18 protein-coding genes are annotated in these 24,215 nt (G+C 66.3%); 6 read left to right on the top strand and 12 right to left on the bottom strand.

From position 1 onward, the window contains the following. Positions 1-8: 8 nt before the first annotated feature. The 4 genes from ACXMDM_RS09260 to ACXMDM_RS09245 all read left to right on the top strand — a co-directional run bounded on the left by ACXMDM_RS09260 (position 9) and on the right by ACXMDM_RS09245 (position 3,473). A complete protein-coding gene (locus tag ACXMDM_RS09260) occupies positions 9-998 on the top strand; it encodes an ABC transporter permease subunit (RefSeq protein ID WP_071802267.1) in 990 nt (329 codons plus the stop codon). Next, on the top strand, positions 998-2,209 hold the full coding sequence (locus ACXMDM_RS09255; protein WP_259723151.1) for an amino acid ABC transporter permease: 1,212 nt from the start codon (positions 998-1,000) through the stop codon (positions 2,207-2,209). Before ACXMDM_RS09260 ends, ACXMDM_RS09255 begins: the two co-directional genes overlap by 1 nt. 3 nt (positions 2,210-2,212) lie before the next feature. Next, the gene (locus tag ACXMDM_RS09250; protein WP_071801491.1) at positions 2,213-2,992 is read left to right on the top strand and encodes an amino acid ABC transporter ATP-binding protein; all 780 of its coding nucleotides are present in this window, start codon (positions 2,213-2,215) and stop codon (positions 2,990-2,992) included. Between the two features lie 145 nt (positions 2,993-3,137). Beyond that, positions 3,138-3,473 (top strand): P-II family nitrogen regulator, encoded by a 336-nt coding sequence (locus ACXMDM_RS09245; protein ID WP_071801490.1) that lies wholly within the window; start codon positions 3,138-3,140, stop codon positions 3,471-3,473. Positions 3,474-3,662: 189 nt separating this feature from the next. Here the strand turns inward: ACXMDM_RS09245 and ACXMDM_RS09240 are convergent, their stop codons facing one another. The 7 genes from ACXMDM_RS09240 to bicA all read right to left on the bottom strand — a co-directional run bounded on the left by ACXMDM_RS09240 (position 3,663) and on the right by bicA (position 14,736). Continuing rightward, complete coding sequence (locus ACXMDM_RS09240) at positions 3,663-4,064, bottom strand: fasciclin domain-containing protein (protein WP_071801489.1); 402 nt, start codon at positions 4,062-4,064, stop codon at positions 3,663-3,665. A gap of 11 nt (positions 4,065-4,075) precedes the next feature. Then, positions 4,076-5,368: a CO2 hydration protein gene (locus ACXMDM_RS09235; RefSeq protein ID WP_259723152.1), complete on the bottom strand. Its 1,293-nt coding sequence runs from the start codon at positions 5,366-5,368 to the stop codon at positions 4,076-4,078. Between the two features lies 1 nt (position 5,369). Beyond that, positions 5,370-6,878, bottom strand: coding sequence for a complex I subunit 4 family protein (locus tag ACXMDM_RS09230; RefSeq protein WP_259723153.1), 1,509 nt, complete (start codon positions 6,876-6,878; stop codon positions 5,370-5,372). Positions 6,879-6,891: 13 nt separating this feature from the next. Next, a complete protein-coding gene (locus tag ACXMDM_RS09225) occupies positions 6,892-8,799 on the bottom strand; it encodes an NAD(P)H-quinone oxidoreductase subunit F (protein ID WP_259723154.1) in 1,908 nt (635 codons plus the stop codon). Positions 8,800-9,019: 220 nt separating this feature from the next. Further along, positions 9,020-10,303 (bottom strand): ArsB/NhaD family transporter, encoded by a 1,284-nt coding sequence (locus tag ACXMDM_RS09220; protein WP_259723155.1) that lies wholly within the window; start codon positions 10,301-10,303, stop codon positions 9,020-9,022. A 9-nt stretch (positions 10,304-10,312) separates the two neighbouring features. Continuing rightward, the gene (locus ACXMDM_RS09215) at positions 10,313-13,036 is read right to left on the bottom strand and encodes a cation-translocating P-type ATPase (RefSeq protein WP_259723156.1); all 2,724 of its coding nucleotides are present in this window, start codon (positions 13,034-13,036) and stop codon (positions 10,313-10,315) included. 50 nt (positions 13,037-13,086) lie between these two features. After that, a complete protein-coding gene (gene bicA / locus ACXMDM_RS09210) occupies positions 13,087-14,736 on the bottom strand; it encodes a bicarbonate transporter BicA (protein WP_259723157.1) in 1,650 nt (549 codons plus the stop codon). Positions 14,737-14,905: 169 nt separating this feature from the next. Between bicA and ACXMDM_RS09205 the strand changes: the two genes are divergently transcribed. Together ACXMDM_RS09205 and cysK are read left to right on the top strand one after the other, a co-directional pair. After that, on the top strand, positions 14,906-16,072 hold the full coding sequence (locus tag ACXMDM_RS09205) for a calcium/sodium antiporter (RefSeq protein WP_259723158.1): 1,167 nt from the start codon (positions 14,906-14,908) through the stop codon (positions 16,070-16,072). Positions 16,073-16,175: 103 nt separating this feature from the next. Continuing rightward, positions 16,176-17,156, top strand: a complete 981-nt coding sequence (cysK, locus tag ACXMDM_RS09200) for a cysteine synthase A (protein ID WP_071801484.1) — start codon at positions 16,176-16,178, stop codon at positions 17,154-17,156. A 12-nt stretch (positions 17,157-17,168) separates the two neighbouring features. On the opposite strand, the gene hypE is transcribed toward cysK, so the two are convergent. From hypE to ACXMDM_RS09175, 5 genes are read right to left on the bottom strand one after another with little or no spacing between them, the layout of a single operon-like run. Further along, the gene (hypE, locus tag ACXMDM_RS09195; RefSeq protein ID WP_233830736.1) at positions 17,169-18,188 is read right to left on the bottom strand and encodes a hydrogenase expression/formation protein HypE; all 1,020 of its coding nucleotides are present in this window, start codon (positions 18,186-18,188) and stop codon (positions 17,169-17,171) included. A gap of 33 nt (positions 18,189-18,221) precedes the next feature. Then, a complete protein-coding gene (gene hypD / locus ACXMDM_RS09190) occupies positions 18,222-19,352 on the bottom strand; it encodes a hydrogenase formation protein HypD (protein WP_233830733.1) in 1,131 nt (376 codons plus the stop codon). Further along, a complete protein-coding gene (locus tag ACXMDM_RS09185) occupies positions 19,349-20,377 on the bottom strand; it encodes a dihydroorotate dehydrogenase-like protein (protein ID WP_071801482.1) in 1,029 nt (342 codons plus the stop codon). The genes hypD and ACXMDM_RS09185 overlap by 4 nt, the downstream gene beginning before the upstream one ends. Then, positions 20,374-23,946 (bottom strand): pyruvate:ferredoxin (flavodoxin) oxidoreductase, encoded by a 3,573-nt coding sequence (gene nifJ, locus ACXMDM_RS09180; RefSeq protein ID WP_071801481.1) that lies wholly within the window; start codon positions 23,944-23,946, stop codon positions 20,374-20,376. Before nifJ ends, ACXMDM_RS09185 begins: the two co-directional genes overlap by 4 nt. After that, entirely contained in the window at positions 23,943-24,167 is a 225-nt protein-coding gene (locus ACXMDM_RS09175) for a HypC/HybG/HupF family hydrogenase formation chaperone (protein WP_071801480.1), read from the bottom strand. Before ACXMDM_RS09175 ends, nifJ begins: the two co-directional genes overlap by 4 nt. Between the last annotated feature and the right edge of the window lie 48 nt (positions 24,168-24,215).

Raw genomic sequence — 24,215 nt, 5'->3', positions numbered from 1 at the left:
ATCCCCCGATGAGCGAACAGAAGCCCCCTATCCCTTGGTGGCGGGATCGGCGCGTGATCCCCTGGCTGGTGCAGGGTGTGGTTGGCCTGGCGATGCTCGTGGTGATAGCGCTGCTGGTGGGCAACCTGGTGCGCAATCTCACCGCCGCCGGCTTGCTGCTGAGCTGGCGCTGGTTGGGTCAACCGGCCAGCTTTGATGTGGCCGAAAGCCTGATCCCCTTCGATGCCGCCATGCCCTACTGGCGGGCCCTGGTGGTGGGCTTGGTGAACAGTCTGAGGGCGATCGTGGTTGGGCTGGTTGGAGCCACGCTGCTGGGCACGGCCGTTGGCATGACGGCTTACAGCGGCAACGGCCTTGTGCGCCGTCTGGGGCGGATCTACGTGGAGGTGATTCGCAACATCCCCCTGTTGCTCCAGCTCCTGTTCTGGTATTTCGTGGTATTCCTCTCCTTCGGCAACGGCACCGAGGCCCTGCAAATTCCTGGGGTGGTGCTGGCCAAGTCGGGGCTCTATCTGGCCTGGTTCGCCGAGGGCTGGTCCTGGCAGGGGCCGCAACTGGTGAATGGGATCTGGCAAGCTCCATGGCGTTTCTCGGTCGAGTTCGCCGCCCTGCTCACCGGCCTGATCACCTACACCGGTGCCTTCGTGGCTGAAGTGGTGCGTGGGGGCATCGCCGCTGTGCCCCGCGGCCAGTGGGAAGCCGCCACTTCCCTGGGGCTGCACTGGAGCCAGAGCATGCGCTCGGTGGTGTTGCCCCAGGCCCTGCCGGTGATCATTCCCGGCCTCAATAGCCAGTACATTTCTCTGGCCAAGAACTCCGCCCTGGCGGTGGCCGTCGGCTACGCCGACCTCTATTCCGTGGCTGAAACCACCCTCAACCAGACCGGTCGGGCACTGGAGGTGTTCCTGCTGCTGCTGGGGGCCTACCTGGTGATCGATCTGCTGATCTCCGCTGTGATGAACGGCCTGAACCAGCTTGTTCAAATCCGCGAGCGCTGATGGCCTCCCACCCCGCGCTGAAGGCCATTCGCCGCGAGTTGTTCGCCAGCCGCACCGACGGGCTGATCAGCCTTGGCCTGCTGGCCCTGATCGGGGCGTCGTTGCTGGGTCTGCTGCGCTGGGCCTTCCTGCAGGCGCAGTGGGTGGTGATCCAGGCCAACAGCACCCTGTTCGCCGTTGGGCGCTACCCGCTCGATCAGCAATGGCGGCTGTGGCTGCTGGTGGCCCTGCTGGCCATGGCCTCCGGCCTCAGCTGGGGCCTGCTGCGCGCCATTCCCAGGGCGGACCGTAGCGGCGTGCTCTGGCCGCTCAACGACCGGATCGCCCTTGCCCTGCTGGCGTTTCTGGCCAGCTGGGCCCCCGCCGCCCTTGGGCTCAGTGTGCCGCTGCAGGCCCGCTGGTGGCTGATCACAGCCCTGCTGCTTGCCATCCGCTGGTCGGCAGGCCGCTGGGGCCGGCGCCTGACGCCACGCCTGCTGAAACTGGTGCCCCTGATCTGGCCGCTGCTCTATCTGCTGGGCATGGCCCTGATCAGCGGCGGCCTAGGCCTGGTGCGGGTGCCGCCTTCGGAATGGGGAGGCCTGCTGCTCACGGTGCTGATGGCCAGCTTCGCGATCCTCGCCAGTTTTCCGCTTGGTGTCTTGATGGCCCTGGGACGACGCAGCGAGCTGCCCCTGCTGCGCTGGGGCTCGGTGGTCTACATCGAATTCGTCCGGGGCGCCCCGCTGATCACCCTGCTGTTCCTCGGCCAGAACATCCTTGGTTTCATGCTGCCCGGCGGCCTGGCACCGGATCGGGTCTGGCGGGCGGCCTGGGTGCTCACCTTCTTCTGCGGCGCCTACGTGGCTGAAGCGGTGAGGGCCGGGCTGGCCTCCGTACCCGCCGGCCAGCAGGAGGCCGCCCGCTCCCTGGGCCTGACGGTGCCCCAGGCCTTGCAGCAGGTGGTGTTGCCCCAGGCCCTGCGTATCGCCCTGCCGGCCACGGTGGGGCAGTTCATCTCCCTGTTGCAGGACACCACGCTGCTGTCCCTGATCGGCCTGCTCGAACTGCTCGGCACCGCCCGTACCGTGATGGCCAACCCAGACTTCCTGGGCCTCACCGCCGAGGTGTATCTCACCCTGGCGGTGCTGTTCTGGTGCTGCTGCGCCGCCCTGGGGCTCGGCAGCCGGGCCCTGGAACGCCGCCTCGACCCCACCCATTCGCCTGCCTGAGCCATGACCACCCCCTCCATCAGCTCAGCGCAGGCTCCAGCGGCGACGGGGCCCTGGATGATCGAGGCTATCGGCGTTCAGAAGCGGTATCCCAACGGTTTTCATGCCCTGCGCGGGGTCGACCTGCGGGTCAGGCGCGGCGAGGTGGTGGTGATCATGGGGCCATCGGGCTCGGGAAAAAGCACCTTCATCCGCACCTTCAATGCCCTCGAAGAGTTTCAGGAAGGATCGATCACGATCGACGGCACCGCCCTCTCCAACGACCTGCGCAACATCGATCTGATCCGCTGCGAAACCGGCATGGTCTTCCAGCAGTTCAACCTGTTTCCCCATCTCACCGTGCTGCAGAACCTCTGCCTGGCGCCGGTGCTGGTGCGCAAACGACGCCGCAGCGAAGTGGAGCGGCAGGCCACCGCCCTGCTGGAGCGCGTCGGCATCGCCGAGCAGGCCAGCAAGTATCCAGGCCAGCTCTCCGGCGGGCAGCAGCAGCGGGTGGCGATTGCCCGCTCCCTCTGCATGGAGCCACGCATCCTGCTGTTCGATGAGCCCACCAGCGCCCTTGACCCCGAAATGGTCGGGGAAGTGCTGGAGGTGATGAAGGGCCTGGCCGCCGATGGCATGACGATGGTGGTGGTCACCCACGAGATGGGCTTCGCCCGGGAGGTGGCCCACCGCGTGGTGCTGATGTCAGAAGGGCGGATTGTCGAGGAGGCTCCGCCAAGCACCTTTTTCACCAACCCCCAGCACGAGCGCAGCCGCCAGTTCCTGGCCCAGATTCTCTAAACAGCCTGCCGGAGCAGCTGTTGGTCACAACGGCTACACAGCGTCTGGACACCGGGCCTCAAGCTCAGCTGGCATCTGGTTTCAGGGGCGATTCACTCCTCCTGTACCTTCATCCAGCCCATCCTCAGAGCCCTCGTTTTCCGTTATGAAAAAGGTTGAAGCGATCATCCGGCCCGCCAAGATTGACGATGTCAAGACCGCCTTGGTCGAAGCCGGGATCATTGGCATGACCATCACCGATGTGCGTGGCTTCGGTCGGCAGAAGGGTCAGGTGGAGACCTACCGAGGAACCGAATTCACCGTTGAATTCATCACCAAAGTGAAGGTCGAGGTGGTCGTCGATGACGAGAAGGTGGATGCCGTCATCTCCGCCATCAGCGCATCGCGCACCGGAGAAATCGGCGACGGCAAGATCTTTGTGCTGCCTGTCGAAAGCGTGGTGCGCATCCGCACCTCGGAATCGGGCCCCTCTGCCATCTGATTCGCACGGCCGTCGGGGTTCTGCTCCGACGGCCCCAGACATCAAGCAGTTGGCCGCAGCGATCGACTGCACAGCCACAGGATGAAGTGGTACGGCCGTTCCCTTCTCTGTGGCCAACACCTCCAAGCCGATCAATACCTTTTTCTTCGGTGCTGCTCTGGCCTGGGATTCAGCCAGGCCTAGCCCATTTCAGCCCGGCAGCATCACCCGGTTGATCACGTGCACGATGCCGTTGTCACAGACGATGTCGGCGGAGAGCACTGAGGTGTTCTTGACTTCAAAGGGCTCGGCGCAACGAATCGGGATCATGGCCCCCTCCAGGCTCTCCCAGCTGGGCTGATCCACCAGATCGCTGCGGCTGTAGGCGCCGGAGATCACATGGAATTTGAGGATGCGAGCCAGCTGGGGTGGGTTCTGCACCAGGGTCTGCACGGTGCCGGGAGGCAGGGCGGCGAAGGCGTCGTCCACCGGAGCAAACACCGTGAACGGTCCAGGACTCTCGAGGGCACCGGTGAGACCGGCCACTTCCACGGCTGTGAGCAAGGTGGAGAAGAGGCCGGCGCCCTTGGCGGTTTCGATGATGTTGGCCATGGGGACAATCTCTAGCGGTAATGTTCGGTTTGCACATCCCTGAGGCGCGCTTCGGGACGGATGAAGCGGTCCATCTGGGATTCGAAGAAGGCACGATTCGCCTTGAGGTGCTCAGGATCGGGATCGTCGAGCGGGAACAGCAAGGCGGCCCTCAGGGCCTGGATCACCGCCGAGGTGACGTTGTACATGGAGCGTTGGAAGGTGATGCCCAGCTGCACCAGGATGTCGTCCTCGCCGCGCTTGTGCTGCAGGTAAAGCTCGGTGAGGTAGGGCGGCAGGAAATGCAGCATGTCCTGCATCAGCAAGGTGGGCGGTATCCCCGCTGAGCCCACAGGAAACACATCGGCATAGAGGATGCCGTAGTGAAATTCGGACTGCTCGGAGGGAACCTGGCCAGCCTGGGCGTTGTAGCTCTTGGTGCCGCGGAATGGTGCCGTGCGGTAGAACACCGCCTCCACATAGGGGAGTGCCGCCTCATAGAGCCAGGTGAAGCCTTCTGATTTGGGAATGATCTCGAAGCACTCGCCACGGATGAACACGTGGTGGTAGATCGGCCGGCCAGCCACCGCGAAGATGCCGTTCACCAGGAAGTCCATCGCGGCGGGAACACCCGAAAAACCGCCCTCGTCGTAGATGTCACTCATCTCGAAGAAGACCGGCGCCATCACCTCCCAGAACAGGCCCAGGTTCGCCACATAGGACAGCTTCTTGACCTGTTCCAGCAACATCTCCGGGAAGAGCTTGTAGAGGCCGAGCATCAGGGGGTTGCCCTTGAAGTAGGCCTTGATCGCCTTGTCGGCGTTCTGCCGGTACACCTCGCTGTCGAGATAGTCGTTGAAGCGGCCGCCCATGCCCTGGTGCCAAAGCATGGCATCCATGCAGGCCTCGGCGAACTCCATGTTGATCCGGTCATGCCAGAGGTGATGGAGCAGCTTCGGCAGCTTGCCGATTTCGCCTTTCTCCATGAACTCCAGCAGCTCAGGGTGGGCCCCAGCCTCACCGCGCCAGATGCGCAGATCGGCCTGATCCCCCTGATAGGAATTGGGGCGATCGAGATACTCCTGGGTGGGGAAGTATTTGAAGGCCGGCAGGGGGTTGAGGAACACCTGCTCAGCGATGTAGAGCAGATCGCGCCAGTAAAAATCCATCGGCACGGCATAGGCCTTGTAGATGCCGATGATCTGCATCAGGTTCTCGGGGGTGTCCGGCAACATCGAGCCGCCGGCCTCAAGGCGTTCCACCACCTCGGCGAAGGGATGGGTGGAGGGGGGCAGGGCCTTGGCAGAGCTGGTGAGGACCGTCATGTCAGGAAAGCTCCAGGAGGGCGGCGGCTTGGGGAACGGCGGCGGACGGCAGGGCAGCCACCAACACCGATGGGGATGGATGGGTCAGGGCCAGCGAGGCCGTGGCGCCCTCGCTCCAGCCCAGCAGGAGGTTCGGCCAGAGGCCGGCAACGATCACCAGCATCGACAGGCTCAGGGCCGGTACCCGCTCCTGCCAGCTGGTTCGGCTGTAATCCGCCAAGGCGTTGTCGAGCCGGCCGAAGCCCACCCGATTGAACAGCCGCACGGCATAAACCGCAGTGAGACCGGAAGCCAGCAGGCAGCCGAGGGTGGGGATCGGATAGAGGGTGAAGCTGCCTTGGTAGATCACCATTTCAGCCACGAAACCGGCCTGGCCAGGCACCCCGGCTGAGGCCATCAGGGCCAGCAGGAACAGGCCGCTGGTGAAGGGAAGCCCCCGGCAAGGGTTGAGCAGGCCGGAGAGGCCCGCGATCTCGCTGGTGCCAGTGCGCGTCTCGATCATGCCCACCAGACAGAACAGCAACGAGGTGATCAGGCCATGGGCCAGGATCTGGGCCATGGCCCCCTGCAGGCTGAGTGGTGAGGCGGCGGAGATGGCCAGCATCAGCAGGCCCATGTGGCCCAGGGAGCTGTAGGCCACCAGGCGGCGCATGTCGGTCTGGGCAATGGCATTGAGGGCGCCGTACAGCGCCGACACCATGCCCAGCACGGCGATGGCCGGGGCCCAGGCGGCCCAGGTGTCGCCCATCATCCCGACGGCAAAACGCAGCAGGCCATAGGCCCCGAGCTTGGAGACCACCCCGCTGAGCTGCATCGCCACCGGTGTGGACGCCTGGCTGTAGGCCAGCGGCTGCCAGCCGTGCAGGGGCAGAACCGGCATCTTCAGGCCGAAGGCCAGCAGCAGCAGGCCCATGATCCAGCGCTGGGAGCCCGGCGGCAGGCTCACCTGGGCCAGATCGTCGTAGGCAAAGCTGAAGCCGTTGGTGTTAAGCAGGCCTAGGGCGAGCACACCCGCGAGCAGGGCTACACCGGAAACGGCCCCATACATCAGATAACGGATCGCGGCTGTGGCGCGGCGCTCCCCTCCCCAGATCGCCAGCAACAAGGTGGTGGGGATCAAGGTGATCTCGAAGGCCAGCACGAACAGCAGGGCGTTGCGGGCCAGAAAGGCACCGGTGAGGCCGAAATCGGCGGCCAGAAGCAGTCCATAAAAGAGGCGACCGCGGGGTTCTTCAGGGGAGCTTTCCGCCACCGACAGCAGGGTGATCAGGGCGGTGAGACCCACCAGCGGCAAGCTGAGGCCATCAAGGCCGAGATGGAACTCCAGACCAAGCTGGGGCAACCAGGCGCGGCGTAACTCCTCAACCGGATGGAGGCCAAGCCAGAGCGTGATCAGTAGCTGGGCGCCACAGACCAGGGCGGAAGCGCGCCGGGCCCAGGGGCTCGAAGACGGCAGCAGGGGGAAGGCCAACAGGGCGGCCAGGGGGAGCAGGAGCAGCAGAGTCAACATGGTGATGTCCCCTTCAGAAGGTGGGCAGGCTGACGGTCTGACGGGTGAGGAGCCAGAGGCCCATCAACACCACGCCGAACAAAACCGTGAGCGCGTAGGTCTGAACCCGGCCGGAGGTGCTGAAGCTGAGGCGACGTGCGCCTGCCAGCGAGAGCAGGCCGCTGCGGGTGCTGAAGCCATCCACAACCCAGCGCTCGAACCAGTTGCTGGCGGCCGCCAGCAACACCACCAGGCCCACCACCGTGCGCCGGTAGAAGGTTTCGGTGTGCAGATCCGAGGCCAGCCATTCCTGGAGGCCTGAGAGGGAAGCGGGCAGCACGGGCTGACCGATCGTTTCGGCGCGGGTATGGGCGGAAGCCGCGGTGGAGGGCACGAGGTAGAGAAGCCCGGCCACACCGATACCCGCCAGGGTGGAGGCGCACAGGGGAAAGGCCATCGGATTCCAACCGCTGGCCACTCCTGCTTTGGCCATCAGGATTGGCAGGTGCAGCACCAGGCCCGCACACACAAAGGTGGGCAACACCATCAACCAGAGAACTTCCGGCGAGCGCTGGGTGAACACCGACGGCCGCCCGCCCCAGATCAGGCCGAAGATCCGCACCAGGGCGGCGCTGATCAAACCATTGGTGATCAGCACGATGCCGATCAACAAACCCGGTGCCTGACTGCCACCAAGTGATCCCACCAGGGTGGCCAGGGCACCAAAGCCACCCAACGGCGGCAGGGCCACCAGACCGGCGGCACCGGTGAGGAAGGCCAGGCCCATCAGCGGCCGCCGGCTCCAGAGGCCGCCCAGCTGGGTGAGGTCTTGGGTGACGTTGCTGACAGCCACCGTGCCCACAGCCAGCAGGATCAGGGCCATCGGCAGCGGATAGATCAGCAGCATGCGCCAGGCGGAGTCGGAAGCGCCGCTGCCGACAGCGAGGAAGAGAAGGCCGAGCCAGCTGCTCACCAGAAAGGAGATGGCCCGCTTGATGTCGATCTGGGCCAGCGCGATCAGGGCGCCCACCAGAGCGGTGGTGCCTCCCACGATCACCAGCACCCCCATCACGATCGGGCTCACCGCCAGCAGCGGTTCGATCCGCAGCAGCAGCCAGGCACCACCCACCACCACCACGGAATTACGCAGAACAGAGGAGGGAATCGGCCCTTCCATCGCCTCATCGAGCCAGAGGTGAAGGGGGATCTGGGCGCACTTGCCCATCGGGCCGGCAATGATCGCCAGCAAGATCAAGGTGAGTGCCGGTGTGGGCGTGGCAGTGGCTGCCCAGGCGTTGAGGGTATTGATGTTCCAGCTGCCAGCCAATGGCAGCAGGGCGATCAATCCAGCCAGCATGATCAGGTCGCCCACCCGCTTGGTGAGGAAGGCATCGCGTGCCCCTTTCACCACCAGCGACTGGTTGAACCAAGTGCCCACGATCAGATAGGTGCCGAGGGTGAGAAGTTCCAGCACCACATAGGCAAAGAAGAGCGAATCGGTGAGCACCAAGGCACACAGACCAGCCTCAAACACACTCAAACAGCCGAAGAATCGGGGCCAGCCCCAGTCCATCTCCAGATAGCCGATGGAATAGATCTGGGCCAACACATGCACGCCACAGATGATCGTCATGGCGATCAGCGCGGGGCTGTTGATCGTGCCGTCGAAACCAATCGTCAGCCCGGCGGTGGAGAGCCAGGTCCAGCTGGTGGTCAGGGGGGTGCCGTCGAAGGCAATCCAGGCCAGCAGGCTGTGCAGGAAGGCCACCAGGTTGAACGCCAGGTTGAAATACCCGGAGGGCCTTGGACCCGAGCGCCAGATCAGTCCTGGCGCCCAGAACAACGAGAACGTGGCCCCCAGGATCGGGTAAAGCGGAATCCACCAGGCCGTTTGCACGAAGCTGGCGGACAGGGAAGCCGTCTGAGCGGCAACGACGATCATCGGAGGGAAGAACGGGGGGAGAGTCGTGAGATTCGGGGAAACAATCGCCGAGGCTCAGGCGGGCATGATCTGCAGGGAGATCCAGGTGGGCCTGGAGGAAATCACCGAAGCTTCAATGGTTGGCAAACGTTAAGTGCCGTAATGCTGAAGCTGGGGGCTGCGTGAAGTTGCGTTGCCTATGACTCAGTTAACGAACTGTGATCGTCGGGGGCTTGCCACCTCAGGCTTTCAACCGCAACCAGAGGACCGCCGCTGCCAGCTGCAGCGCAACCGTGGGCAGGCTGGTGCGCAGCCAGCCGCGAAAACTGATCGCCACCCCTTCATGGCGGGCGATGCCGGCGGCCACCAGGTTGGCCGAGGCTCCGATCAAGGTGGCATTGCCGCCGAGGGTCCCTCCCAGCATCAGGGCTGCAAACAGAGGGATTGGCGGTGCGGCGAACCCCTGCTGCTCGCATGTTTCCAGCAGCAGGGGCGTCAGGGCCGCCAGCAGGGGGATGTTGGGGACCACCGCCGAGAGCAGGGCCGTGGCAACGAGAAGCAACAGGCTGGAGAGGAACAGATCCTTGCCCACCAGATCGGCCAGACCCAGGGCCACGGTGGCCAACACACCGGTGCGCTCCAGGGATCCGATCAACACGAACACCGCCATGAAGTAGATCAGCGTCGACCAGTCAAGGTCTGCCAACAGGCGCTCCACCGGCAGCAGCCGGCCGACGCGCACGATCGTGAGGCTGACCGACGCCCCCAACAGCGCCACCACATCGGGGGTGAGGGGCACCGGCAGCAGGTCGCCGCCGATGAACAGGCCCAGCATCGCGGCCAGCAGCATCAGCAGCAGCACCAGGGTGGGGCGATGGTGCAACTGCGGCGGCGGTGCTGTGTGGGGGGAAAAGCGGGCCCGCCAGATGTCGCGATATAACCAGGGAAGAGTCGGCAGGATGGCCGCCAGCACCAGCAGCCCCCCTCCGGCGAAGTCCACCAGATAACGGCCGAAGCCAACATCAAGGCCGTTGGCGACGATGAAGGTAGCCGGATCACCGATCACGGTCAGCAACCCGCTGCTGTTGGCTGTGAGCACCAGGAGGATCAGCAAGGGCCTGGGGTCGAGCGCCAGCTCCCGGGCCAGCGGCGGCAGCAGGGGACCGAGCAACAGCACCGTGGTGGCGTTGGGTAACCAGGCTCCGATCAAGGTGGCGAGGCCAACCAAAGCGAGCAGCAGGCGACGTCCTTCCCCGCGCGCCAGCACCAGCAGGCGATGGGCCAGCACCGCGAAGACACCCGTGCTCTCCAGAGCCCGCACCACCACCATCATTCCGAACAGCAGCGTCAAGGTGCCCTGGGCCGCTCCAACGCTGTCCACCGCCTGGCCCATGGTCACCACCCCCGTGACCACAACCACAGCGGCACCGAGCAGGGCCGCCTCGGTGAGATGGGTCAGGCCAAAAGCGGTGACCAGCAGCACAACGGCGAAGGCGACGCTGGCCAGCAGGGCTTGGCTTGTCACACAGGACCCTCAGGAACGGGAGGCAGCGCTGGTGGGATCAAGCCGCTGCGCCAGCAACGACACCGGCAGCATGGCCAGCATGGGCAGGGCAGAGATCAACCATTCTCGCAGGCCCAGCGGGGCCGTGCCGAAGAAGGTGTTCATCCAGGGCGCCTGGCTAAACAGATACTGGAGCAGCAAACCAACGCTTACCCCCAGCAGCAGGGCCGGGGCCTGACGGATCGCCTGCCAACCGCCAGCGCCCAAACGGCAGAGCCCACGCCCCACCTGGCTGATGCTGACCAGGTAGACCACCTGGGAGAGCACCAGGGCTTGAACGGCCATGGTGCGCGCCAGGTCCAGATCGGCGCCGATGGCCTTGCCCCCGAAGAAGACGCTGAAGACAAGCCCCCAGTTGAACAAGGACACCAGCAGCACCCGCCGGATCAGCCTGGGGGTCAGCAGCGGCTGGCTGGGCGGACGGGGAGGCTGAACCATCAGCCCTGTTGGCTTGGGCTCAAAGGCCAGTGGTACGGACATGGTCAGCGAGCTGACCATGTTGAGCCAGAGCACCTGCAGGGCCGTGACCGGCAGCTCAAGCCCGAGCACGGCCGCCAGCAGGATCGTGATCGAGGCACCGCCGTTGACGGGCAGCACAAAGGCCAGGGTCTTGCGCAGATTCAGGTACACACCGCGACCCTCCTCCACGGCTGCTTCGATCGAGGCGAAATCGTCATCGGTGAGCAACATGTCAGCGGCCTGCCGGGCCACCTCGGTGCCACCGCGACCCATGGCGATGCCGATGTCGGCCTGGCGCAGGGCCGGGGCGTCATTGACGCCGTCGCCGGTCATGGCCACCACGGCGCCATGGGCCTGCAGGGCTCGCACCAGTTCCAGTTTCTGGGTGGGGGCCACCCGGGCAAACACATCGGTGCGATCGGCGCAGGCGGCAAGGGCCTCTGGGGTCATGGCCGCCAGATCTTTGCCCTCCACCCCCACAACCGCATCACCCTTGCCGGAAAGGCCGATCTGGCGGGCGATCGCCAGGGCCGTGTCGAGGTGGTCGCCGGTGATCATCTTCACGGTGATTCCCGCCTGATGACAGGCCGCCACGGCCCGCTGCGCCTCAGGACGGGGCGGATCGAGCATGCCCTGCAGCCCGAGGAAGTCGAGCCCTCCGGCGACGTGGTGATGATCCAGGCTGGTCTCATCGGCCGTGGCGGTGCCCATGGCGAAGGCCAGGACCCTCAGGCCCCGCCCCGCCATGGCGGTGACGGCCACCTCCACGGCGGCACCATCGAGTGGGATCGCCACGCCGGTGCGATCCAGCTGGCGCCGGCAGCGTGGCAACACCGCCTCCAGCGACCCTTTGACAAGGATGCGCCGGCTGCCGTGCAGGGTGGCCATGTACTGGTGCTCGGAGGCGAACGGAATCGCGTCTTGGCGGGGGTGGTGGCCGAGGGCATGGTCGCGGTCGATGCCGGCCAACTCGGCCGCCACCAGCAGGGCGGCTTCGGTGGGATCGCCCACCAGATCGCCCTCCGGGTCGAGGCGGGCGTCGTTGCAAAGCAGGCCCGTGAGCAGGGTTTCCTGTAGGGCCCGGTTGTCGAGCAAGGGGTCGGGACCGCCCGAACGGGAGGGCCAGAGATCCTCCAGGGCCACCAGGCTGCCTCCGGCATAGATCTCGCGCACCGTCATCCGGTTCTGGGTGAGGGTGCCGGTCTTGTCGGAGCAGATCACGGTGGTGCTGCCCAGGGCCTCCACGGCGGGGAGCTTGCGGATGATCGCGTTGCGCCGGGCCATGCGGCCCACGCCGATCGCCAGGGTGATGGTCACGATCGCCGGCAGCTCCTCGGGGATGGCCCCCACAGCCAGGGCCACGGCTCCGTCAAACATCTCCACCGCCCCCCGGCCCCGGATCAAACCAACAGCAAAGGTGATGCCGGCCAGCACCAGGATCAATTGCAGCAACGTTCGGCTGAATCGCCGGATCGTGCGCGTGAGTGGGGTCGTCAGCACGGAGGGCTTGCGCAGCAGGCCGGAGATCTGACCCACTTCGGTGTCGTTTCCACTGGCCACGACAACCCCGCAGCCAACGCCCGCCGTGACGAAACTGCCCGCATAGGCCATGTCGCTCCGCTCAGCCACGGCTACTGCCTGAGCCACAGGGGCAACGCCCTTCTCCACCGGGATGGATTCGCCGGTGAGAGCTGACTCGTCGACCTGCAGGTTTCGGGCAGCCACCAACCTCAGATCAGCCGGGATCCTGGCGCCTGCCTCCAGGCGGACCAGATCACCCACCACCAGGTCCTGGGAGGGAATCAGGCGCTGCTGGCCCTCGCGGATCACCGCGCTGTCAGTGCGCACCGAGCGGGCCAGGGCAGCGATGGCGGTCTCGGCTTTGCTTTCCTGCACGAAACCGATCAGCGCGTTGATCAGGGTCACACTCCAGATCACCAGCGCTTCAGTGAGCGAATGGATCAGGGCCTTGATGGCGCCGGTGATCAGCAGGGCATAGAGGAGCGGGTCATTGAACTGCCCCAGAAAACGCCACCACAGCGGTGGCTCCCGTCGCCCGCTCAGCTCATTGGGGCCGAAACGCCTCAGTCGCAGAGCGGACTGCGGCTCGCTCAGACCCAGGAGCCCGTCGCTGCCGAGGGCAGCGAGCACAGACTCCACCTCCCAGGCATGGCCGCCGGCGACGAGTGCAGCCAGATCAGCCTCGTCTGGGTCGGGCTGCACCAATTCGGCCATGGCGACAGAGGATCGCGGACGCCCCATGCTTTAGCGCGGTCCGGCAGCGATTACGCCACGCCGGCCTTGGCCACGGCCTGATTGAGGGCAACGAGGCGGGAGAGGGTCACCCGCTCAGGGGGCAAGATCTCGAACATCCGAAGTTTTTCGAGCCTCTGGAAGGTGGTGCCCGTGGCACCCACCACATAGACGGCGCGGCCCTTCTCGACCGCTTCTTCCACCGCGTTCTCGAGGGCCAGGGCCGCCGTGACACCCAGGTGGGTCACAGACGTGAGGTCAAAGATGACGGAATCGCAGCTGGTGATGGCGTTGTGTTCCCTGGAGATCGCCTTGGCCACCCCAAAAATCATGGCTCCATTGAGCTGGAACAGCAGCACCTTGCCCTTCGCCTGATCCAGCAGCCGCTTTTCTGCCACCGATAGATCGGTATCGCCATCGCCGGTGCTGATCGCTTTCACCCCCTGCGATTCCAGGGTGTTCATCCGCTCGATCGTCAGGAAGTTGGCCACGAACACCCCAACCCCCACCGCCACCATCAGATCCACCAGGACCGTGAGCAGAATCACCCCATACATGATCAGGGCCCCCTTCATCGAGAGGTGATGGGCCCGCTTGAGGAAGCCCCAGTCGATGATGTCGATACCCACCTTGAGGGCGATGCCGGCGAGCACGGCCATCGGAATCGAGGAGGCCAGCCCCGAGGCTCCCAGGATCACCACCATCAACACGACGGCCCGGGTCAGGCCGGAGAGGGCCGTGCGACCGCCGGCCTGAATGTTCACGACCGTGCCCATCGTGGCACCGGCTCCGGCGATGCCACCGAACAGGCCGGAGACCACATTGCCCAGGCCCTGCCCCAGTAATTCTTTGTTGGAATTGTGCTCGGTGCGGGTGAGGCTGTCGGCCACCATCGAGGTGAGCAGGGCATCAATGGAGCCCAGCATCCCCAGCACCGCGCCATAGAAGAGCATGCGCTGGATTTCGCCGGGCATGAAGGTGGGGAGCTGGAGAGGCGGGAGACCGGAGGGAATCCAGCCGATGCGGCGGATGTCCTCACCACCGAAGATCAGCAAAGAGACCACCGTTCCCGCCACCAGAGCAAGCAACTGGGGCGGCACCAGTTGCTTGAACCGGGAGGGCGTGAACCAGATGATCGCCACCGTGAGCAGCGCCAGAAAGGTTTCGATCGGCTGCGTCTGGCCCAGCAACTCAGGGATCGCCCGCAGGGTCCCCATCACACCGCCGGGGGGAATGGCCTGGCCCAGGAACGGACCGATCTGAAGAATGATCAGGATGATGCCGATCCCGGACATGAAGCCCGAGATCACGGTGTAGGGCATCATCGTGATGTAACGACCCAGCTTCAGCAGTCCGAAGAGAATCTGGAAGGCGCCGGCCAGCATCACCACCGTGAAGGCCATGGCCATGCCGTTCTCCGGATTCGCAGCAGTGAGGCCAGCGATCACCGTCGTCATCACCACGGTCATGGGACCGGTGGGTTCGGAGATCAAGGTGGGAGTGCCTCCGAACAGGGCGGCAAAGAATCCCACCAGCACCGCCCCCCAGAGACCGGAAGCGGCCCCAGCCCCGGACGCGACACCAAAGGCCAACGCCATCGGCAGGGCAATCACCGCAGCGGTGACACCCCCGAACAGATCACCCTTGAGATGATGGAAGTTGATGCGATTGGTGATCATCAACGGGTGGCTGGAGTGCGGCGCGGAGCAACCTTAGAAACTGCACCGATGCCATCCCTTGCTTTGCTCTGGATCTGTGGCAACACGCTGCAGAGCCGCCAGCGGAAACGAAGGAGGCAGGACACCAGTCCCATGACCCGTCAGACTCCCACCTGCCTCTCGCCGTCCTGCCGTGCTCAGCCCTGCCGTGCTCAGCGTCGTGGAGATCGTCGTTGGAATCCTGTTGCTGTTCGGAGGCGGCGAGCTGTTCGTTCAGGGTTCGGTGGCGCTGGCCCTGCTGCTGGGAATTCCCCAGTTGGTGATCGGGCTCACCGTCGTCGCTCTGGGCACCAGTACACCGGAACTGTTCGTGAGCCTGCTGTCCACGCTTCAGGGTTCCGATGATCTAGCCGTGAGCAATGTGGTCGGTAGCAACATCTTCAACATGATGGTGGTGCTGGGCTGCAGCGCCGTGATCCTGCCGTTGCGGGTGCAGAGCCGGCTCGTCCGCCGTGATGTGCCGATCCTGTTGGCGGTGTCGATGGCGGTGTGGGGCATGGCCTCGGCCGGGCGGGTCACCTGGCAGGCGGGTGTGGCCTTGCTGGTGGCCTTGGTGATCAACACCATCTGGGAAATTCGCACATCAAGGGAAGCCAAAATCTCCGAGGCCGCCGATTCTCAAGGCGGTCTGTCCGAAGAAGGCCTGCCCGATGAAGGCAGTCCGGATAAAGGCAGTGTTGAGGGAGATAACGACCTGGATCTAGGCGAGTCGGACATCAGCCTGAAGCCGGCCCTGATCAAGTTGGTGGCCGGCCTGGCCGTGCTGATCTGGGGGTCGCAGATTCTGGTGAAGGGGGCCACGGCGATCGCCCTTGGCCTGGGGGTGAGCCAGACCGTGATCGGACTGACGATCGTTTCGGCCGGCACCTCGATGCCGGAACTGGTCACTTCGATCGTGGCGGCCCTGCGGGGCAAGGGCGATCTGGCGATCGGCAACGTGGTGGGCAGCAACCTGATGAACCAGATGCTGATCCTGGGCAGCTGCGCCTTTCTCTCGGGAAGCCGGGGCCTCACGGTCGACCCGACCATGATTCAGCGGGATCTGCCGATCATGGTGGCCACCACCCTGGCCTGCCTGCCGATCTTCTGGACAGGCGGAGTGATCACCCGCCGCGAGGGGGGGATCTTGCTCGGCCTGTACGGCCTTTTCCTGCTGGAGCAAGTTGTGCCTTATGTGCAGCCCGAGCTGAGTGCACCGCTGCAATGGTTCACCCTGCTGGTGGTGGTCCCGGCAGTTGTTTTGCTCCTGGTGGTCCAGTCGGCCGGCTACTGGCGCTCCGAGAAGCGGCTCAGGGCCTGATCTCTGCCAGACAGCTAAAGCCAAAACCACAAGACTTTTGCTCCCCTTGCCTAGGGTCGAAGTCTGAAAATAGTTTTGCCTCGTTGATGCCAGGGATCCACCGATGACCACGATCTTCGCCGACAGCAGCCTCAGCATCGGCCGCACCCCGCTGGTCAAGCTCAACCGGGTGGTGGGCGAGAGCAAGGCCACGGTGTTGGCCAAAATTGAGGGGCGCAACCCTGCTTTCTCGGTGAAATGCCGGATCGGCGCGGCGATGATCTGGCAGGCGGAGAAAGATGGCCTGCTCGGTCCTGGCAAGGAGTTGATCGAGCCCACCAGCGGCAACACCGGCATTGCCCTGGCCTTCGTGGCGGCTTCGCGGGGTCTGCCGCTCACCCTCACCATGCCGGAGACGATGAGCCTGGAGCGGCGCAAGCTGCTGGCCGCCTACGGCGCCCAACTGGAGCTCACCGAAGGCCGGCTCGGCATGACAGGAGCCGTGGGCCGCGCCCGTGAGATCGCCGCCTCCGATCCCGAGCGCTACGTGTTGCTGCAGCAGTTCTCCAACCCCGCCAACCCCCAGATCCACCACGACACCACCGGCCCGGAAATCTGGGACGACACCGAAGGCACCGTGGATGTGCTGGTGGCGGGCGTGGGCACCGGCGGCACGATCACCGGCGTCAGCCGCTACATCAAGACCACCCTGGGCCAGCCCCTGGTGTCGGTGGCGGTCGAACCGGAGAACAGCCCGGTGATCAGCCAAGCCATGCAGGGGCAGCCATTGGTGCCTGGGCCCCACAAAATCCAGGGGATCGGCGCCGGTTTCGTACCCGATAACCTCGACCTCAGCCTGGTGGATCGGGTGGAAGCCGTCAGCAACGAAGAGGCCGTGGAGATGGCCCGGCGGCTGATGCGTGAGGAAGGCATCCTGGCGGGGATCTCCTGCGGAGCGGCCACGGTGGCGGCCCTTCGCCTGGCCGCCGAAGCGGCCTACGCAGGCCAAACGATCGTTGTGGTGCTGCCCGATTCCGGCGAGCGCTATCTCAGCTCTGTGCTGTTTGAAGGGGTCTTCGATTCGGCTGGCCTGGCGCTGGTGTGACTGCCGCAGTGGTCAGCAGATGCGCGGCAGTTGCTCGCCCTGGCCCAGCGTTAACCGCCGAAGCACCCCGTAGGCGTTCTCCAGCAGCACGATGCCGCCCATAGCGCTACCGGCAGCGGCCACCGTGCCGATGATCGCGGCTTCGGGCTGGAAGGTCTGAAGCACGGCACGGGCTTGCTCCGCCTGGGCGGTGGGTAGGAACAGGACGAGGCGGCCTTCGTTGGCCATGGCCAGCGGGTCAAGGCCCAATAGGGCGCAGGCACTGGCCACAGCGGGCGCAATCGGCACGGCCGCCTCCTGGATCCGTAGCTCCAGCCCGACGCCGCGGGCGATTTCAGTGAGCGCGCTGGCGAGCCCACCGCGGGTGAGGTCCCGCAGGGCATGCACGGCCAGCCCTTCCGCCAGCAGCGCCTGCACCGCCGGCAGGAGCGAGGCCAAATCACTTTGCAGATCCGTACGGAAGCCCAGCTCCTGGCGTGCCGCCAGGATCGCCACCCCGTGGCGTCCCAGATCGCCACTCACCAGGATCGCGTCACCGAGCTGAACCGCAGGTGGGCCGATGGCGGGACCCGGCCCCAGGCGGCCCACGGCGCTGGTGGTGATGAAAATGCCATCCCCCTTGCCCCGCTCCACCACCTTGGTGTCGCCGGTCACCACCGGAACGCCGCACTCCGCAGCCACTGTGCGGATGGCAGCCACTATGTGCCGAAGCATGGCCATCGCCAGGCCTTCCTCCAGGATCAGAGCCAGGCTGAGGGCCAAGGGGCATGCGCCCACCATCGCCAGGTCGTTGACGGTGCCGATCACCGCCAGCCGGCCAATGTCGCCGCCAGGGAAAACCAAGGGCCGCACCACATAAGAGTCGGTGGTGAAGGCCAGTGCCCCAGGCCCAGCAGCAAGCGTGGCAGCATCGTGAAGGACCCCATCGGCGGGACCGAAGGCCGGCACAAACAGCTCCTCAATCAGCCGCTGGCTGAGGCCGCCGCCGCCACCATGGCCCAGCTGAACCCGTTCGGCGGGATCTGAGGGCATGGGGCAGCCGACTCCGTGCATGATCTCCATCGCTCAGGGCACCCCGGCTGCAGCGCTGCCGTCCCGTTGGCGATAGTGCCAGTAGGCGGCGCAGGCCCCTTCCGCAGACACCATCGGTGCCCCCAGCGGCCGCTCCGGCGTGCAGGCCACCCCGAAGGAGGGGCAGTCTGTGGGGCGGTCCAGGCCCTGCAGAACCCGGCCGCTGATGCAGATAGAGGGGCTGCCAAGAGAGGCTGCTGGGATTCCAGGAGAAGACGCTTGCATGAAATCGGCATCAAGGGCGTCGTAGGGCGGCCGCAGGCGCAGACCGCTGGCAGGGAACACGCCAAGGCCACGCCATTCCTGATCCACCGGCTCGAACACCCGCGCGATCAGGGCCCGGGCCGCAGCGTTTCCCTGCGGCGGGCTGGCGCGGGTATAGGCGTTCTCCACCCTGCTCTCGCCCCGCTCCAGCTGCCGCACGCAGCACAACACTCCCTCCAGCAGGTCCACCGGCTCGAAACCCGTGACCACCACCGGCACGCGGAAGCGTTGGCAGATCGGCTCCAGCTCCTCGCTACCCATCACCGCACAGACGTGGCCAGCGGCCAGGAAGCCCTGCACACGGCCTTCCGGAGCTGCCAGCAACGCCTCCATCGCCGGGGGGATCCGCACATGCACCACAAGCAGAGCCAAGTTGGTAAGCCCCGACCGCCAGGCCTGATGGGCCAGCAAGGCGGTGGCCGGCGCTGTGGTCTCGAAGCCCACCGCGAAGAACACCACACGGCAGCCTGGATGATCTCGGGCGATGGCAAGCACATCGAGGGGTGAAGCGACGACCCGGACATTGGCGCCTTCGGCACGCTGTTCCAGCAGGCTGCGGCCCGCCGATCCCGGCACCCGCAGCATGTCGCCGTAGGAGCAGAGGATCACCCCGGGGCTGGTGGACAGCTCCAGGGCCCGATCAATCGCCGCCGCCGGAGTGACGCAGACCGGGCAGCCGGGTCCGTGAATCAGCTCCAGACCATCGGGCAGCAGACGGTCGAGACCATGGCGCAGGATCGCGTGGGTCTGGCCGCCGCAGACCTCCATCAGGGTCCAGGGACGCGTGGTGGCCTGGCGCAGTTCGGCGGTGAGGCGCCGCACCCGCTCCGGCCGGCGGAAGGGCTCCAGCAGGGCGCTCACAGATGGGTGCCTAGAGCGCTGCCGGCTGGACTGGTACTGATCGCCCGCACGTACTGGGCCCGCTCGAAAGCGGCCGGGTCGGGGCAGCGCCGCTGGCTCATGCAGCCCCGCAAGTCCTGCACGGAGGCGTAGTTGTGCTGTTCGAGCCAGCCAGTGAGCTCGGTTTCCAGCTGCCGCAGCTGACCGGGGCCATGGCGCAGCAAGTCCGACACCACCATGGTGACGCTGGCGCCCACCATCAGCAGCCTCACCACGTCGGTGCCGTGGGCGACGCCGCCGCTGGCGGCGAAATCCAGCGGCACCTGGCCTTCTAACAGGGCGATCCAACGCAGCGGCGGGCGCAGATCGGCAGCAGAGCTGAGCAGCACATTCGAGACATGCTCAAGGGCTTCGATGTCGATGTCAGGCTGGAAGAAGCGGTTGAACAGCACCAGTCCGCGAGCACCGGCCTGGTGGAGGCGACGGGCGAAATGAGCCAGGTTCGTGTAGCTGGGGCTGAGCTTTACGGCCACCGGCAGACGGGTGGCCGTGCAGACCGTGGACACGATCGCCAGCTGCTCTTCCTCCAGTTCGCCGCCGCTGCGCTCGGCATCGGTAGGCACGGCGTAGAGGTTGAGCTCGATCGCCTGCGCACCGGCCTGCTCGATCGCCCGCACCGTGCCGGCCCAGTGGCCGCCTGCGTTTCCGTTGAGGCTGGCGATGATGGGGATGTCCACCCGGCGGCGGGCGCTTTCAATCTCCTGCAGGTAGCCCGCGATGCCGAGGTGCGTGGGGGCATTGGGCGGCACAAAGCTCAGCGATTCAGCAAAACTCTCGCTGCCATGCTGCTGGTGGTGCTCCCATTCCTGCCAGTCGTGCTCGATCTGCTCGAGGAAGAGTGAATGAAGCACCACGGCCGCAGCGCCCTGCTCAGCCAGGCGCGGGATCAAGTCGGGGTCAGCACTGAGCGGCGCGGCGGCGCCGACCACCAGCGGTGAGGAGAGGGGCAGGCCCAGATAGGTGGTAGCGAGGTCGGGGCCGTTCATGGGGGGGCTCCCTTGCTGGCATCCGCCGGGGCGGCGGCGCGGGCTGCGTACTGGTGCCAGCGCTGGAGGGCTTCAGCCTGGGCCTGTCGTGTCAGAGCACGGGCCTGGTCAGGATGGCTATAGCCCAGCAGGCGGAAGCGGTTTTCGCCCGCCATCGCTTCGGCCATGGCCAGTTTCGGTTCAGGGCAGTCGAGCTGGAGCGGATTCTCGCCCCGCTCGCTGCGGCGTGGGTCGTGGCGGTAGAGCAGCCAGCGCCCCGAGTCCACGGCCCGCTGCTGCTGCGTCATCCCCTGGGCCATGTCGATGCCATGGGCGATGCAGTGGGAATAGGCCAGGATCAGCGAGGGCCCCGGATACGACTCCGCCTCCAGGAAGGCCCGCAGGGTCTGCTCCTGGGAGGCACCCATGGCCACGCTGGCCACGTAGACGTGGCCGTAGGTCATCGCCATCAGGCCCAGATCCTTCTTGGCGGTGGCCTTGCCGCCGCTGGCGAATTTGGCCACGGCGCCCAGCGGCGTCGCCTTCGACATCTGGCCGCCGGTGTTGGAGTACACCTCGGTGTCGAGCACCAGGATGTTGACGTCGTGGCCGCCGGCCAGCACGTGGTCGAGGCCGCCGTAGCCGATGTCATAGGCCCAGCCGTCGCCGCCGATCATCCAGACGCTGCGTTTGACCAAGTCGTCGGCCAGGTCGTTGAGGGCGCTGGTGGGGGCGTTGGCCTCCAGCCACTGCCGCAGCTCCACGACCCGCTGCCGTTGCTCGAAAATGCCCGGCTCATCGTGCTGGTCAGCCTCCAGCAGGCCCTGACGCAGACCGGCGGGAAGGCCGGGCGTGTCGCGCAGCAGCTGGGCGGAGATAACGCGGCGCTGGTCGAAGCCGACGCGGAAACCGAGTCCGAACTCGGCGTTGTCTTCGAACAGGGAGTTGGACCAGGCGGGGCCGCGGCCGTTACGGTTGGAGCTCCAGGGCGTGGTGGGCAGGCTGCCGCCGTAGATCGAGGAGCAGCCCGTGGCGTTGGCCACCACCATGCGATCGCCGAACAACTGGCTGGCGAGCTTGATGTAAGGGGTTTCGCCGCAGCCGGCGCAGGCGCCGGAGAATTCGAACAGCGGCTCCTGCAGTTGCTGCTGATTGACGTGGGCCAGGTTGAGGGCGCCGCGCTCGGGGTTCGGCAGGGAGAGGAAGAAGTCCCAGTGGCCGCGGGCCTGCTCACGCAGGGGGCGCTGCGGTTCCATGTTGATCGCCTTGCGGCGCGGTTCGGCCCGGTTGCGGGCCGGGCAGACCTCCACGCAGAGGCCGCAGCCGGTGCAGTCTTCGGCGGCCACCTGCAGGGTGAAGCTCTGCCCCTGCCAGTGGTGGTCGCGGGCCGCGGCGTGGGCGAAGCCGGCCGGGGCGTCCGCCAGGGCGGCGGGCTCCACCACCTTGGCGCGGATCACGGCGTGGGGGCAGACCATCACGCACTTGCCGCACTGCACGCACACCTCGGTGTCCCAGACCGGCACGGATTCGGCGATGTTGCGCTTCTCGAAGCGGGCGGTGCCGGTGGCGAAGCTGCCGTCGGCGGGCAGGGCGCTCACGGGCAAACGGTCGCCCTGGCGGGCCAGCTGGGGGGCGATCAGCCGGCGCAGCGCAGCGGATGCCGCCGCCAGCGGATCGGGGGCTGGGGCCTGGCTTGGATCTGCAGCAGCAGCAGCGCTGGCCGGCTCGTCGTCTGCGATCGGCACCTGCTGCAGCCGGGCCCGGCTGGCGTCGACGGCCTGGAGATTGGCCTCCACGATGCGCCCCCCCTTGCGGCCATAGCTGTGGCGAATTGCCTCTCGGATCGCCTCAAGCGCCTGTTGTTGCGGCAGCACATCGGCCAGGGCAAAGAAGCAGGTCTGCATCACCGTGTTGATGCGCCCGCCCAGCCCCAGCTCACGGGCGATTGCCGTGGCGTCGATGCTTTGCACCGTCAGCTGCTTGGCGCGGATCGCCTGCCGCACCGACGCCGGCAGCCGCATCGCCACCTCTTCTGGGGGAAAGGGGCTGTTGAGCAGCAATGTGCCGCCGGGCAGGGCCGCTTCGAGCAGATCGAAGCGGCCAAGAAAATCCCATTGGTGGCAGGCCACCAGGTGGGCCTGCTGCACCAGGTGGCAGGAGTGGATCGGGGTGCGGCTGACGCGCAGGTGCGAGACGGTGACTGAACCTGATTTCTTCGAGTCGTAGACGAAGTAGCCCTGGGCGTAGAGATCGGTGTGATCACCGATGATTTTGATCGCGTTCTTGTTGGCGCCGACGCTGCCGTCGGAGCCGAGGCCATAGACGATGGCGCGAAAGTCGGCGGCTTCGGTGCAGAAGCTGGCGTCCACCGGCAGCGAGAGGCGCGTGACGTCGTCGGTGATGCCGACCGTGAAGCGCCCGGGTGGATCGGGGCGGGCCAGGGCGTCGAAGACCGCCTTGACCATCGCTGGGGTGAAGTCTTTTGAGGCCAGGCCATAGCGGCCGCCGATCAGGCGCGGCAGGGGGCCGGGCTTTTCGGCCCAGGCCTGCAGCAGGGCCTGGCCCACATCGAGCAGGAGGGGTTCGGCGCCGCTGCCGGGTTCCTTGCAGCGATCGAGCACGGCAATCGCCCGAATCGATGGCGGCAGGGCGGCGATCAGGGCGGTGGTATCGAGCGGGCGGAACAGGCGCACCTTCAGCAGCCCCACCCGCTCGCCGGCGGCGTTGAGCGCTTCCACCGTTTCCTGGGCGGTTTCAGCGCCGGAGCCCATCAGCACCAGCACCCGCTCGGCATCGGCGGCACCGACGTAATCGAACAGGTGATAGGCGCGGCCGGTGAGGGCAGCAAAGGCGTCCATCACCTCTTGAACGATCGCGGGGGCGGCGGCGTGGAAGGGGTTGGCGGCCTCGCGGGCCTGGAAGGCCACATCGGGGTTCTGGCTGGTGCCGCGGATCACCGGGTGGTCGGGGGAGAGGCCGCGGCGGCGGTGGGCGGCCACCAGCTCCTGGGGCACCAGGGCGTGCAGCACGGCGTCATCGATCAGCTCCACCCGCTGGATCTCGTGGGAGGTGCGGAAGCCGTCGAAGAAGTGCAGGAACGGGAGCCGGGCGCGCAGGCTGGCGGCGGTGGCGATCGCGGCGAAGTCGCCCGCCTCCTGCACCGAGCCCGAGCAGAGCAGGGCGCAACCGCTGCCGCGGGTGGCCATCACATCGCCGTGGTCACCGAAGATCGAGAGGGCCTGGCCCGCCAAGGCCCTTGAGGCCACATGCAGCACGGTGGCGGTGAGTTCACCGGCGATTTTGTAGAGGTTGGGCAGCATCAGCAGCAACCCCTGCGACGCGGTGAAGGTGGAGGCCAGCGTCCCCGCCTGCAGGGCACCATGCAGCACCCCGGCGGCGCCGCCCTCGCTCTGTAGTTCGATCACCTGCGGCACGCTGCCCCAGAGGTTGGGGCGGCCGGCTGCGGCCCAGGCGTCGGCCCATTCGCCCATCGGCGTTGCCGGGGTGATCGGGTAGATCGCCATCACCTCGTTGAGGCGGTAAGCAACGCGGGCCACCGCTTCGTTGCCGTCGATGCTGGCGGTGCTCATGGCTGCACCACGCTGAGGGCGAAGCCCACGTGCACCAGCAGCTGATCGCCAAGGCGGGCCTCGGGCACGCAGGCCAGGCTCACCTGGCGCTGGACGCCACCGAAATCCACCAGCCCAAAGCGCCAGAGCGCGGCATCAGCCGGATCGGAGGGATCGACAGCGACGCCAGGGGGGTGGCCGTCTTCAATGGCGATCAGTTCACCGGGTAAGGCCAGACACATCGCGGAGCTCCGGCAGAGGTGCAGCGTCCGGGGGTGGGACCGCCCTTC

The organism is Synechococcus sp. CS-603, assembly GCF_977929215.1.
This window is presented reverse-complemented; position numbering and strand designations above follow the sequence as displayed.